This is a genomic window from Providencia rettgeri, from assembly GCF_023205015.1.
Classification (GTDB): Bacteria; Pseudomonadota; Gammaproteobacteria; order Enterobacterales; family Enterobacteriaceae; genus Providencia; species Providencia rettgeri_E.
This window is the reverse complement of record NZ_CP096258.1, coordinates 3,391,830-3,405,172: the sequence shown is the minus strand read 5'-3', so window position 1 is coordinate 3,405,172 and position 13,343 is coordinate 3,391,830. Positions and strand designations below refer to the sequence as shown.

At 40.1% G+C, this 13,343-nt stretch carries 11 protein-coding genes; 7 read left to right on the top strand and 4 right to left on the bottom strand.

Translation table 11 applies throughout. The features are described 5' to 3' along the window. The first annotated feature begins 776 nt into the window (after window positions 1–776). The 4 genes from M0M83_RS15460 (at window position 777) to yjiA (ending at window position 5,080) form a co-directional block, all read left to right on the top strand. Entirely contained in the window at window positions 777–1,202 is a 426-nt protein-coding gene (locus M0M83_RS15460; RefSeq protein WP_248468459.1) for a WG repeat-containing protein, read from the top strand. Between the two features lie 433 nt (window positions 1,203–1,635). After that, complete coding sequence (locus M0M83_RS15455; RefSeq protein ID WP_125891621.1) at window positions 1,636–3,789, top strand: carbon starvation CstA family protein; 2,154 nt, start codon at window positions 1,636–1,638, stop codon at window positions 3,787–3,789. 102 nt (window positions 3,790–3,891) lie between these two features. Beyond that, window positions 3,892–4,095, top strand: coding sequence for a YbdD/YjiX family protein (locus tag M0M83_RS15450; RefSeq protein ID WP_125891620.1), 204 nt, complete (start codon window positions 3,892–3,894; stop codon window positions 4,093–4,095). Window positions 4,096–4,117: 22 nt separating this feature from the next. Further along, a complete protein-coding gene (gene yjiA, locus M0M83_RS15445) occupies window positions 4,118–5,080 on the top strand; it encodes a GTPase (RefSeq protein WP_125891619.1) in 963 nt (320 codons plus the stop codon). 133 nt (window positions 5,081–5,213) lie between these two features. On the opposite strand, the gene M0M83_RS15440 is transcribed toward yjiA, so the two are convergent. Together M0M83_RS15440 and M0M83_RS15435 are read right to left on the bottom strand one after the other, a co-directional pair. Beyond that, window positions 5,214–6,536 carry a serine dehydratase subunit alpha family protein gene (locus tag M0M83_RS15440; protein ID WP_248466876.1) on the bottom strand — a complete coding sequence of 441 codons (1,323 nt, stop codon included), beginning with the start codon at window positions 6,534–6,536 and terminating at the stop codon, window positions 5,214–5,216. 209 nt (window positions 6,537–6,745) lie between these two features. After that, complete coding sequence (locus M0M83_RS15435) at window positions 6,746–8,092, bottom strand: MATE family efflux transporter (RefSeq protein WP_125891617.1); 1,347 nt, start codon at window positions 8,090–8,092, stop codon at window positions 6,746–6,748. Window positions 8,093–8,289: 197 nt separating this feature from the next. Here M0M83_RS15435 and M0M83_RS15430 point away from each other — a divergent pair, with 197 nt between their 5' ends. After that, complete coding sequence (locus M0M83_RS15430; protein ID WP_125891616.1) at window positions 8,290–9,186, top strand: diaminopimelate dehydrogenase; 897 nt, start codon at window positions 8,290–8,292, stop codon at window positions 9,184–9,186. A gap of 171 nt (window positions 9,187–9,357) precedes the next feature. Then, window positions 9,358–10,080, top strand: a complete 723-nt coding sequence (locus M0M83_RS15425; RefSeq protein WP_213913861.1) for a hypothetical protein — start codon at window positions 9,358–9,360, stop codon at window positions 10,078–10,080. 100 nt (window positions 10,081–10,180) lie between these two features. On the opposite strand, the gene M0M83_RS15420 is transcribed toward M0M83_RS15425, so the two are convergent. Both M0M83_RS15420 and M0M83_RS15415 read right to left on the bottom strand, forming a co-directional pair. Then, the gene (locus M0M83_RS15420) at window positions 10,181–11,008 is read right to left on the bottom strand and encodes a phosphoenolpyruvate hydrolase family protein (protein WP_213913862.1); all 828 of its coding nucleotides are present in this window, start codon (window positions 11,006–11,008) and stop codon (window positions 10,181–10,183) included. Between the two features lie 12 nt (window positions 11,009–11,020). Next, a complete protein-coding gene (locus M0M83_RS15415) occupies window positions 11,021–12,238 on the bottom strand; it encodes a Tm-1-like ATP-binding domain-containing protein (protein ID WP_248466874.1) in 1,218 nt (405 codons plus the stop codon). A 370-nt stretch (window positions 12,239–12,608) separates the two neighbouring features. Here M0M83_RS15415 and M0M83_RS15410 point away from each other — a divergent pair, with 370 nt between their 5' ends. After that, a complete protein-coding gene (locus M0M83_RS15410) occupies window positions 12,609–13,232 on the top strand; it encodes a TetR/AcrR family transcriptional regulator (RefSeq protein WP_125891612.1) in 624 nt (207 codons plus the stop codon). The last annotated feature ends 111 nt before the right edge of the window (window positions 13,233–13,343 follow it).

Below are 13,343 nucleotides of genomic sequence, written 5' to 3'. Positions count from 1 at the left end.
TTTAAATTAATATTTGAAAGTCGGATTTATTATTTAAATAACCCTATTAATAAATAATATTATTAATATTGGCTATTTGATAAATAATAAACTTCGTCACAAAAAACTTAATTTTAAAATGTAGTCATGTTTATTTGGTGAATACTGACTCACCAGAGAACGTGGATAATATTAATAATACTCATATAAGTTGTCAAACAGGTGGAAAATGCAAATTTCTGTTTTTTTAATTGATTTCTAATTGTTAATTGATATTTATTTCAATGGGTTATGTGTTTTTTTATTGGCTTAAGTGATATCATTGATTGGTTTTTGGTTTTATATGCTTAGATTCGTGTTATCTTTGCGTTTAAAAAGTTTAATATTCTGAAATTAATATTTATACATAACTTGTAGCTAAATATCACACTATCCTGGTGCGAGGGGGGAAAGTGTTACGAATAACTACGGTGTGTGATAAAAACGCCAATTAATTAGAAATCATTAACACTTAAATTAATCTTGATCATGTTTTCTATGTGGATAAATTGGTTTGATAAATTGCTATGGCATGTTACTTCGTCATTTTTTTAGTTACCGACTCAAATTTAGTCTTGAGATTATTCTTATATAGAACGTTATTTACCGTTATTCCTAGTTTCACTGAAAAGGATATCCGCTATCTTTATTAAGCAAGTATTCAATAGAAGCAAAGTAGATAGGCCTAGCTTCTTATCACCTATTAGGCGTAAAGTAGAGTAAGGAGAGTTATGAGGATTTATTATGTAGTGGGTTTAATGTCACTAGGATTCATATCTGTTTTATCAACAGCGCAAAATCTGGAGCAACAATTTAGCTTATGGTTATCGAATGAAAAAGATAAAATTGAATGTTTTTCGCCGGAAGCTTCATTCAAATATTGCTTAGGCGAATCACTTAATGGAGGTTCGGCAGTTTTTAACCTGAAAGGAGAAGAAATTTATCAACTTTATTATTTTGATAATTGGCCTGATGAAGCGCAAGATGGGGTATATCGAATACGTAAAGAAGATAAAATCGGTTTTGCAGACGCAATAACAGGAGAAATAGTGATTGATGCAATTTATGATTGCGCGTATCCCTTTGAAACAGGAAAAGCGAAAGTGGGTATCGGATGTGAAATACAAACAGACGGTGAACACAGTTGGTGGGTTGGTGGTAACTGGACAACAATTACACGCTAATATAGTACATCGATATTATATAGTTTTAGCTGAATTAATTTTAGGCTTTTACGATATTAGTTAGGTTTATTCACAATAATACTCATTTTGACTATATTAGCCTAAATTTTTAACTTATTGAAAACAAATTGAAATAGTTATATAGATCACATTTTTAGCTCCATTTATTCCCCCTGAAAACCATTCAAAGTAAAAAACAAACCGCTTAATTCCCTATGTCACCACTTAGCCTAACTTTAATCATTTGCGGTGTGTAATTTCATACCATATAGACCATGGCAGAGCTCAATTTTTAGATTTAATACAGTTCAACCACTGCCAATTAAAAAGCCATCACGATAAATGATAAGCAACGAAAACACAGCGATATCATTTTTTAAGGTGGTTAATACAAAATCAATGGCATGTTCGTTTTACCTCAGAAGGGTGTTCTATGAACAAAAATGGTATTTTAAAGCACATTCCGTGGATGATCCTCGGGATAATCGGTGCAGTCTGTTTAGGGGTTGTTGCACTCAGACGCGGTGAGCACATTAGTGCGCTGTGGATTGTTGTCGCTTCTGTGGCGGTGTATCTCATCGCATATCGTTATTACAGCTTATATATTGCTAAGAAAGTAATGAAGCTGGACGAAACACGTGCGACCCCTGCCGTCATTAACAATGATGGGCTAAACTATGTTCCGACAAATAAAAACGTTCTATTTGGTCACCACTTTGCCGCGATTGCAGGGGCTGGGCCATTAGTCGGGCCCGTTTTAGCAGCTCAAGTCGGCTATTTACCCGGTACCTTATGGTTACTAGCTGGGGTTGTGTTAGCCGGTGCGGTGCAAGATTTCATGGTGTTATTTATTTCATCACGCCGTAATGGTGCATCATTAGGGGAAATTGTTAAAGAGGAGCTTGGCCCGATTCCGGGAACGCTGGCGCTCTTTGGGTGCTTCCTAATCATGATCATTATCCTTGCTGTATTAGCATTGATTGTGGTGAAAGCCTTGGCAGAAAGCCCATGGGGTGTCTTTACCGTTGTGTCAACGGTGCCTATCGCATTGTTTATGGGGATATATATGCGATATATCCGGCCGGGACGCGTAGGTGAAGTTTCTGTTATCGGTATTGTTCTCTTAGTGGCTTCCATTTGGTTTGGTGGCGTGATTGCTCACGACCCATACTGGGGCCCAGCACTGACATTCAAAGACACGACGATCACTTATGCGTTAGTGGGTTATGCGTTTATTTCAGCATTATTACCTGTATGGTTGATTTTAGCGCCTCGTGACTACTTAGCGACCTTCCTGAAAATTGGGGTTATCGTTGGTTTAGCGATTGGTATCGTTATTCTAAACCCTGAATTAAAAATGCCAGCAGTCACGCAATTTGTTGATGGCTCCGGCCCTGTTTGGAAAGGTACTCTATTCCCATTCTTATTTATTACCATCGCTTGTGGTGCGGTATCCGGTTTCCATGCGTTAATCTCTTCAGGTACCACACCTAAGTTATTAGCAAACGAAAAAGATGCGCGTTACATCGGTTATGGCGCAATGTTAATGGAGTCATTTGTTGCGATTATGGCACTGGTAGCGGCTTCTATTATCGAACCAGGTCTGTATTTTGCAATGAATACACCACCGGCAGCGTTGGGTATTACAATGCCTAACTTGCATGAGTTGGGTGGCCCAGATGGCGCAGCTATCATGGCTCAGCTCAAAGATGTATCTGTTCATGCAGCTGCTACAGTGAGTTCATGGGGCTTTGTGATTTCACCTGAACAAATCATGCAAACAGCTAAAGATATTGGTGAGCCGTCGGTGTTAAACCGTGCAGGTGGTGCGCCGACATTAGCAGTAGGTATTGCGTATGTTTTCCATGAAATCATGCCTGCGGCAAATATGGGCTTCTGGTATCACTTTGGTATTCTGTTTGAAGCTCTATTTATCTTAACCGCATTGGATGCAGGAACCCGTTCTGGCCGCTTTATGCTGCAAGATTTATTAGGTAACTTTGTTCCGTTCTTGAAGAAAACCGATTCACTGGTTGCAGGTATCATCGGTACAGCAGGCTGTGTTGGGTTATGGGGTTACTTATTGTATCAAGGCGTTGTTGACCCACTGGGCGGTGTTAAGAGCCTATGGCCTCTGTTCGGGATCTCGAACCAAATGTTAGCCGCGGTTGCTTTAGTCTTAAGTACAGTTGTATTGATTAAGATGAAACGCAGTAAATACATTATGGTGACTGTCTTACCTGCGGTCTGGCTATTAATCTGTACAACATGGGCATTGGGACTGAAATTATTCAGTGATAACCCACAACTGGAAGGGTTCTTATACTTAGCGAAATCTTATAAAGATAAGATTGCGGCAGGTGGTGCAGAATTAACTGCACAAGAAATTACTAATATGAATCACATTATTATTAATAACTACACCAACGCAGGCCTGAGTATTCTATTCTTAGTGGTTGTCTACGGTATCATTTTCTACGGTATCCGTGTTGGGATGAAAGCACACAAAAACCCAGAGCGTACAGACAAAGAAACACCTTATGTTCCTGTACCTAAAGAGGGCGTGAAAGTTTCATCTTCACATTAAGTCACCCTTCAACGAATTTGAACATCTAAAGGTGTTCAGTAAATGAAAGGTCGCCCTACATTGTGTACATCATGATGTAGGGCATTTGTATTGGAGAGCCTGATGTTTGGAAATCTCGGCAAAACAGGAAAATACCTTGGACAAGCAGCACGAATGTTAATTGGTATTCCTGATTATGATACCTATGTACAGCATATGAGTGATAATCACCCAGATAAACCTTTGATGACATACAAAGAGTTTTTTCGCGAAAGGCAAGATGCACGTTATGGTGGTAGTGGTAAAGGCGGATTTCGCTGCTGTTAATCAATGAAGTGTGAGGGAAATAATGAAACCTATTAGCGTAACAATTTTAACCGGTTTTCTCGGTGCTGGTAAGACAACTCTCCTTAGCCATATTCTTCATGCTGAGCATGGCCATAAAATCGCAGTAATTGAAAATGAGTTCGGTGAAGTCCCCATTGATAACGCAATAATTGGTGATCGTGCGACACAAATTACCACATTAAGTAATGGCTGTATTTGTTGTAGTCGTTCGAATGAATTAGAAAATGCCTTATTAGACCTATTAGATGGCCTTGATAATGGAAAATTAGATTTTGACCGTCTTGTCATTGAATGCACGGGTATGGCAGATCCCGGCCCCATCACGCAAACCTTTTTTTCCCATGAAGTCTTATGTGAACGTTATGTATTAGACGGTATTATTACACTAGTGGATGCTGTTCATGCGGATAAACAACTGAATGATTTCGCCATTGCTCAAGCGCAAATTGGCTATGCAGACCGCATTTTATTGACTAAAACGGATATTGAGCCAAATAACGAAGCTTTAATTGAACGTTTACAACGAATTAATGCAAGAGCACCGATTTACCCCGTTATTCACGGTGATATCGACCTGAATTTATTATTGGACATCGAAGGCTTTTTATTGGATTCGCAACTGAATGTCAAACAACCGACATTCCGTTTTGCTCCTAAGCAGCAAAATGAAGTGGGCTCGATTGTTCTCGAATTTGATTATCCTGTAGAGCTGATGGCCGTTTCTCAAGTGATGGAAGATCTATTGCTTAGCTTTGCAGATAATTTGCTGCGTTATAAGGGCATCCTTTCTATTGTCGATGAGCCAAAACGCCTATTGTTCCAAGGTGTTCAGCGTCTTTATAGCGCAGATTGGGATAGGGATTGGGAAGTTGATGAACAACGCCGCAGCGTCTTGGTGTTTATTGGTATAGACCTACCCGAAGAGATGATCCGTGAGAAATTTGCGGCACTGGAAGTGAAATAGACGTTGATTCAAAGTAGAACAATTCAAAAAAGAAGTTCAAAGTCTTAGTGCCGTGTGGCAAAAAAGCCAATCCCTAGGGGCATACACAAGTATGTGACTAGGGTTGGCGAATGTAGCCAACAACGCTACGGCGTTAAGGACGCGCTTTAGCGGCCATAATTTCAATAATCTGCACGTCAGTATATTTCATAGAACCCGCCGCTAAAGAACATAAATTGGCAATGGACTGGTCGACATCATCAGAAACAATACCATCCGACCCTTTAACACAGCTATTATCTAATGCCATTAGCACGGCTTTATAAGCTGCGCTTGCACTGGTGGAAACCTTCATTGCACAGCTATTTGATGCGCCATCACAGATCATGCCGCTAACATCACCAATCATGCTAGAAATTGCCATAGCGACCACTTCATAGCGAGATTCTAATAACCAAGCAATCCCTGCGGCGGCACCCATTGCGGCTGTTGTAGCTGCGCAAAGTGCTGATAATGCAGGAAGTTGATTGTGAATATAAATAGCCATTAAGTGTGACAACATTAACGCACGAGCCAGTTGCTCTTCAGAAGATTGCAAATAATCAGCCGTGACAACCACCGGCATGGTTGCCGCAATACCTTGATTACCGGATCCTGAATTACTCATGGCCGGCAATACCGCCCCTCCCATTCGTGCATCAGAGGCTGCTGAGGTGCGGATCATAATTTCAGACATTAAGTCTTTTGAAAGCAGACCACGGTCCCGCTGAGTTTGCAATGTTTTGCCAATATGTAAGCCATAAACATTGCGTAAGCCCTCTTGAGATAAGGCTTCGTTTAAATGGGCCGCCTCAAGAATGAAACGAATATCATCTAAAGGGGCTTCGGTAGCAAATTGATAAACCGATTTTGCGTTGACTGGCGGCAGTGGGACGTCTGCGGCACAGTCAACGGGGGACTCATGATGAGGTTGAGCTGTCGTGGCATCAAATATGGTGCGATTGTTATGAATTATTTTAACAATATTCGTATGAGAGCCTGCAATGATAACGGTTGCGGATCCAGTTTGTGTATATACCGTGGCTTCGGAGTATATGACATCATCACAAGGGTGCTTGATATCAACGGTAATCGCTCCTTGCGCCAACATGCTTTTACTTAAGGTAATAGCATCCGCAGAGGCAGATTTTAATACTTCTAAACCGGCTTCGGCATCTCCCCCAATTGCACCAAGGGCTGCTGCGATGGGTAAACCAACCATACCTGTTCCGGGTACTGTTACACCCATGCCATTTTTCATGAGGTTAGGGGAGACAAACGCACAAACACGGATCACAGATCCATCAAGTAATGAGGCGGCCTTGGCGGCAGCATATGCCAATGAAATAGGCTCAGTACAACCTAAGGCAGGTTTTACTTCTTGTTTTACTGCATTGATAAAATATTGCCAAAGTAGTGGTTGTGATTGAGCATGCATGGCAAGTCCCCTTAATAAACTCTTTTTCGTTTTTATTATTTTAAACAACAGTCTGGAGAAAAACTTCACTAAGTTAGGGGATTTAAAGAGAGTGGGGAGAAATATTATCTCTCATTTGAGCTATAAAAATGAAATATTTCTAACGTTGAGCTTGGTCACAAAAGTCCTGCCTATGAAATTGGGCAGGACCCAGTGATAAGTGAAAAAGGTTAGTTTTCTAAATCAAGGCGTTTACTTTGCCACTTACGTGAACGCCAGCGCCATGCATTGGTTAAGCCGCGCAGCCATTCATCAGCAAAGAAACCTAGCCAAATACCTAAGAGACCCATCTCCATTTTTATACCTAAGAAGTAGCCTAACGGTATAGCGACGCCCCACATAAAAATAATGGCAGTACATAGCGGAAAGCGAGCGTCGCCTGAGGCACGTAATGCGTTTACCATCACGATATTAATTGTTCTGCCGGGCTCTAAGAAAACAGAGAGTAAAAACAATGGCAGCAGTACCTGAATAATACCTTGGTCATCCGTAATATTATTTAAGATAGGATCACGAAATAACCAAAAGGCGATAACAACACCAATTGTTACGTAAAAACCCATTTTAAGGCTCTTTACGCCGCGCCTAAAAGCATCTTCAAATCGCTTTGCACCAACAAGGTGGCCAACCATAATTTCATTACCAATACTGATAGATATCCCAAACAGCATGATAAACAATGACAATTGGAAATAGAGTGTTTGTGCTGCAAGAGATGTTTCTCCCATGAGACCGATAAACGCAGATGCAGTCATAAAATGGAGGATCCATACGAGGTTTTCCCCTGCAGAGGGTAATCCAATATGTAGAATTTTACCCAACATTTTCCGTGACCAGTGTATTAACATCAGTGGGACAAATTTGATCCTTAACCCATAAAACAGTAGGCAGAAGAGTAAAATAACGGCAACAATACGCCCAACAACAGTTGACCAAGCAACACCTTCAAGTCCATATTGTGGTAAGCCGAAGAACCCATAAAGAACAATGATGTTACCAAATACGGTAATCACATTAGCAATTAATGTGACCCACATTGCGGGTTGTGCTTTACCATATACTCGTAAGCAAGCCGCTAAAATAATTGAAATTGCCTCAGGAATTAAACAAATCCCTAAAATACGTAAATAGGTATAACCATCAGCCATTAAATGTGATGGCATATTCATAATAGTTAAAATGCTATAGCCAAAAAATAACGCAACTAATGCGCTGGAAAAACCAAGAATAAAGTTAAAAGCGATTGAAATATGAATCGCTTGGCTGGCTTTTTCTCGGCGGCCTGCTCCAAGGTACTGGGCAATAACAACGCTACACCCCACACTGATAAAGTTAAAAATAGTGATAAATAAATCAAATACTTGGTTTCCTACCCCCATAGCGGCAAGATAGGCGGTAGAAACGTGACTCACCATATAGGTATTAATTAATAATGTGGCCAAATGAAGAAAAATATCGATAAAAATTGGCCAGCTGAGCGAAAAGAGTGACCGCTCAGTCACATCGGATTGATGCATTGAGAACCTTTATATTCATGAATGTTAGGGAAAGCTTTCTGGGGGATTAATTCTACATGGATTTCAACAATGAAAATAGGGTTAAAATGCATCTGATTTAATGAGGCTAATGTTTTGTTTACTTTTAATTATTCTGTTAAATTCAATTTCGCTATAAATAATTTAATAAGCAACATCAGAACTGTATAGGAGCAAAAATGACAAAAATTAAAGCAGCAATAGTGGGCTATGGCAATATTGGTCGCTATGCACTAGAAGCTGTTCTGGCCGCTGAAGATTTTGAGTTAGTCGGGATAGTTCGTCGTAATACACAAGATATTCCTGCTGAGCTTTCATCCTACAAAGTGGTCGATGATATTGAAAAACTAGGAAAAATTGATGTTGCGCTACTCTGTTCACCTACGCGTGCAATCGGGCCATTAGCCGCAAAAATTTTAAGTTTGGGAATCAATACGGTTGATAGCTTTGACGTGCATTCAGATATCGTGGCTTTAAAACATCGCTTAGATGATGTCGCGAAGCAGCATAATAGCGTGGCAGTTGTGTCTGCGGGATGGGATCCGGGGTCGGATTCAATTATGCGTACATTGATGTTAGCCATGGCTCCTAAAGGTGTGACTTATACAAACTTTGGACCGGGGATGAGTATGGGGCATAGTGTAGCGGCTAAGGCTATTGATGGCGTGAAAGATGCGCTGTCCGTGACTATTCCACTAGGAACTGGGGTTCATCGTCGTATGGTGTACATTGAATTAGACGCTGGTGCGAAGTTTGATGAAGTGGCTCAAGCGATTAAAGCAGATAGCTATTTTTCTTCTGATGAAACACATATTCGCCAAGTTGATAGTATCGATGCATTGAAAGATGTTGGACACGGTGTGCACATGACCCATAAAGGGGTTTCTGGAGCAACACACAATCAATTATTCGAATATTCAATGCGTATTAATAACCCCGCGCTGACATCTCAATTTATGGTTTCTGCTGCACGTGCAACGATGAAACAAGCTGCAGGCGCATATACTGTAATTGAAATACCACCCGTGAATTTCTTACAGGGTGACTTAGATACGTTGATCGCGAAACTGGTTTAATTTCAATTTAGTTTATCTGTGGCATGGCGTTTTTACGTTCATGCCATCTTGTCGATATTTATTACACTTTATCCTCTCTTTAATTTGTCATTCAGATTTTAGCCACTGTTTATTTTTTATATTATCAAGTAGCTTATTAATAAAGTGATATTGATGGCATGGAGTGAGGTAATGGTAAAACCGCCAAGGAACGAGAAAGATAAGCACCAAGGTTTTTTCCCAAAACAATCATCAGTAAAAAGTGTGAAGGAAAATTCGTATTCTTTCAGCATTATTCGTGTTTTTTCTAAAATAATAAATTACGGCTTTTCATTATTTTATGTCGGCTTTATTTTATCGGTATGGTTTTTCCCTGAATACTATACGGTAGAAATTATTTATAACCTGACATTGATCCTGATTTTTGAATTTATTTTAGTTCACTCAGGCGTCTTTATGGCGGTATTTCGTGATTGGCGAGTATTAACGCTATTTGCTCTTTTTTATGGTCTTTTTGCGCTGGCCATAAATATGTCAGTATTAGGTGATTCCCCATTAATTTTATATTTATACAGTGCCACTGTTGCCAATCGAATGCTTTTTGGTTTAACCAGCCGAACAGAGCAAGAACGTTCAGAAAATATGGGCTATTCAGCATTAATGGCACTCAATTTTATGTTCTGTATTTTCTTGGTATTAATTTTATCTTTCCTCGTGCCTTATGGTGGGTTAACGCCTGAATATTTAAGGTCGATTGGCTATTATTCGAGTATTTCTAGTGGTGGTGAATTCCCGGATAAACCCCATGTAGCTTTTGCCTTTGGTGTGCTCTACTTTGGTATGCCTATATTTATGGCTTGTTTAATGCATTTTTTATGCAAAGGACGTTCTATTTACCAGGAAAAAGGGAAATAACTATTATGTCACGCTCAAGATGACAGGGGCGAAAAAATAAAAAACGCCTACCGAAGTAGGCGCCTGGTGTTGGCAATACAAAAAGTAAAAATAAAAAGGCCTAGCGAGTTATTGATTTAAATTTTTGTGTTGTTGCGGTTAGTGCGACTTCTGTTGGTAAACGTTCCATTGAGCTGGCACCATAAAAACCATGGCAATCAGGGCAGTTAGCTAAAATATATTCAGCGTCTTCTGGTGTCGCAATTGGGCCACCGTGACACAGAACAATCACATCTTCGCGTACTGCTTTTGCCGCTTTTGCCCATTCATTGATTAATGGCACACAATCTTTGAGCGTCAATGCCGTTTCTGCGCCAATATTCCCGCCAGTCGTTAGCCCCATGTGTGGCACAATAATGTCAGCGCCGGCTTTAGTCATCGCAATGGCATCTTCAGCACTAAAAACGTAAGGCGTGGTAAGTAAATCTTTATCATGGGCTAGACGGATCATTTCAACTTCCAACCCATAACCCATTCCTGTTTCTTCTAAATTGGCACGAAAATTACCATCAATTAGCCCGACGGTAGGGAAGTTTTGCACCCCTGCAAAGCCTGTCGCTTTGATATCATCAAGGAATTTATCAAATTGGCAGAATGGGTCTGTTCCATTTACACCTGCAAGGACAGGAGTCTGTTTTACGACGGGCAAAACTTCTTTTGCCATATCCATAACGATTTCATTCGCATTGCCATAGGCTAATAAGCCGGCAAGTGAACCTCTACCTGCCATACGGTAACGACCAGAGTTATAGATAACGATTAAATCAATACCGCCCGCTTCTTCACATTTCGCGGATAGCCCAGTGCCCGCACCACCGCCGATGATTGGTTCTCCCCGAGCAATCATGTCTCTAAATTTTTTTAATAAATCTGCGCGGTTATGTTTCATAATTAACCTCTATTATTTGTTCGAAATTTCCTGGTGTAGCTGAATAACCTGGTCACAAAACTCGGAGGAGTTAATATGATAAGGACTCAAAATAAGCTGTCTTTTCTCTGTTATGATTAGATTTTCGGTTAAAGCATCAATGAAGGCTTGGTCTGCGATAGGATCCCAAAACGGAGCACCATCAACATCTAATGCTGAAAATCCTGCTGTTGGGATGATAAAGCGCACTTCACCGTGACAACGATTTAATTTTTCTGCAATCCAACGACCCATTTGCTGATTTTCTTCTTTGGTCGTTCTCATTAAAGTGACTTGAGCGTTGTGATGATAAAATAAGCGATTTTGGTAGTGTTCTGGCACGCTGGAAGGACGGCCAAAATTCACCATATCCAAGGCTCCACAAGACATCACACACGGAGTCTGAGTACGCTCAATGGCTCCAAAACGGTCTTCATCACACGCTAATACGCCACCAAATAAATAATCACACACTTCGGTGGTTGTAATGTCTAAAACTGAATGCAGTAACTGGCTATCAATCAGTTTTTCCATGGCTTTACCACCGCTACCTGTTGCATGGAAAACTAGACAGTCATATTGCGCTTCTAACTGTGTTGTAAGTGTCTGTACGCACGGGGTCGTTACTCCGAACATGGTTAGGGCAATGGCAGGTTTTAAGTCGTGAGGTTGTTCTTCGCTATCAAACCAAACGGCTCCTGCGATTTGATTGGCCGCATTTTTTAATACTTTGCGGGAAATGATATTCAAACCTGATACATCAGTAACGGAGTACATCATAGAAATATCACTCGCACCGATATAACCAGAAATATCCCCTGATGCCATCGTGGAAACCATTAACTTTGGAATACCTACAGGCAATACTTGCATGGCGGGTGTTATGAGAGCGGTTCCACCTGACCCCCCTAAACCAAGGATAGCAGCGACATCGGTTTGTGCCGCAAGATAAAGGCTGAAAGCGTGTGCCATGGCTTCAATGGCTTTACCACGATCACCACAGAAAACGGCTTCAGCACCTAGCGGATGAAAACTTGCAACGGTGTGTGCGCTGATATCTGCGTTTTTTTCTAATTGCGTGAGTTGTGTTGTCAGGTCAACGGTGCGTACCGCTAATCCGGCTTTTTTAATTAATTCACTGACATAAAATAGTTCAGCACTTTTTGTGTCAAGCGTCGTTACAACATAAATAAAACCCGGATGTTTTTTCATAGAACAACCCTTTCAGAGTAAAACGAGCGTTGAATTTTTCATCATAATGAGACTATAGTACCATTTGATTTAATTGTAAAATGAGACTGCAGTCTCATTTTTTGTTTTATTGTAAGAGATATTGGGTTTTGTTTTTTATCTGATTGAAAATTATGATTTTTTTATTTGTGGTTTTGAGTGTTTTGAAAATGTGTGGAAAATTAAAAGATTTAAATGTGATTATTATGATTTTTGCTATTATCTTTAAAATCATCTCCTGAGATAAGTCTTATCAAATTATCAATCAAGTACATTTACCTATTCACACTTATATGTTTTCATTAATGCTAACTGAATTTATAGTAATTGGCAGTATTTTAAGGATAAATTAATGTCTAAAATTCACACACTCACAGAGTACAAAGGAACACGAAAACGGACCTATGTATTATTGGTTACGACAGCTTTAGACCTATTTGAAAAAGGGGCGATGCCTTCTGTCTCGGAATTAGCGCTTGAGGCGGGAGTGTCTCGTGCGACAGCTTATCGTTATTTTCCGACACAAACCGATTTAATTACCGCAACGGTTAATGAAAGTTTAGGTCCAATTTTAACTTGGCGTCCGCAAAGTGAGCAAACTGAAGAGCGTATTGATGAGTTATTGACCTATGCTTTTCCTCGTATGTTTGAACATGAAGGGGTTTTACGGGCTGCGTTGCAAGCATCATTACAGCAGTGGGCGCAGGGTAGAGCTACGCCGCAAAGTCTTCAAGATAAGCGCCTAGAACGTGGTAATCGTAAAGAAATCCTTGCGATGGTGACATCGCCAATGAAATCAGACTATCCGCAAGAAATTATCGATAGAGTGATTCGAGCCTTTTCTGTTATTTATGGTTCTGAAATATTTTTAGTCTTAAAAGATATTTGGAAAATGGATGACGCTCAAGTAACAGAATTAGCCCAATGGATGTCCAAAGCGATTATGAATCAAGCTCGTGCTGATAATATAAAATGATGAAAATAAAAATAGTTTTGTTACTACGCCATGTTAATTTATGTTAGAGCGTTTTTTTTAGACACTAAGTTAAAATAACTAGATCAAAACCTAATAAATGGATAAATACTG

Bases quoted from the DNA above. Each gene is read 5' to 3' on its own strand.
- M0M83_RS15420 (WP_213913862.1), bottom strand. From the start codon at position 11,008: ATGAAACATAACCGCGCAGATTTATTAAAAAAATTTAGAGACATGATT.
- M0M83_RS15455 (WP_125891621.1), top strand. From the start codon at position 1,636: ATGAACAAAAATGGTATTTTAAAGCACATTCCGTGGATGATCCTCGGG.
- M0M83_RS15430 (WP_125891616.1), top strand. From the start codon at position 8,290: ATGACAAAAATTAAAGCAGCAATAGTGGGCTATGGCAATATTGGTCGC.
- M0M83_RS15410 (WP_125891612.1), top strand. From the start codon at position 12,609: ATGTCTAAAATTCACACACTCACAGAGTACAAAGGAACACGAAAACGG.
- yjiA (WP_125891619.1), top strand. From the start codon at position 4,118: ATGAAACCTATTAGCGTAACAATTTTAACCGGTTTTCTCGGTGCTGGT.
- M0M83_RS15450 (WP_125891620.1), top strand. From the start codon at position 3,892: ATGTTTGGAAATCTCGGCAAAACAGGAAAATACCTTGGACAAGCAGCA.
- M0M83_RS15425 (WP_213913861.1), top strand. From the start codon at position 9,358: ATGGTAAAACCGCCAAGGAACGAGAAAGATAAGCACCAAGGTTTTTTC.
- M0M83_RS15460 (WP_248468459.1), top strand. From the start codon at position 777: ATGTCACTAGGATTCATATCTGTTTTATCAACAGCGCAAAATCTGGAG.
- M0M83_RS15440 (WP_248466876.1), bottom strand. From the start codon at position 6,536: ATGCATGCTCAATCACAACCACTACTTTGGCAATATTTTATCAATGCA.
- M0M83_RS15415 (WP_248466874.1), bottom strand. From the start codon at position 12,238: ATGAAAAAACATCCGGGTTTTATTTATGTTGTAACGACGCTTGACACA.
- M0M83_RS15435 (WP_125891617.1), bottom strand. From the start codon at position 8,092: ATGCATCAATCCGATGTGACTGAGCGGTCACTCTTTTCGCTCAGCTGG.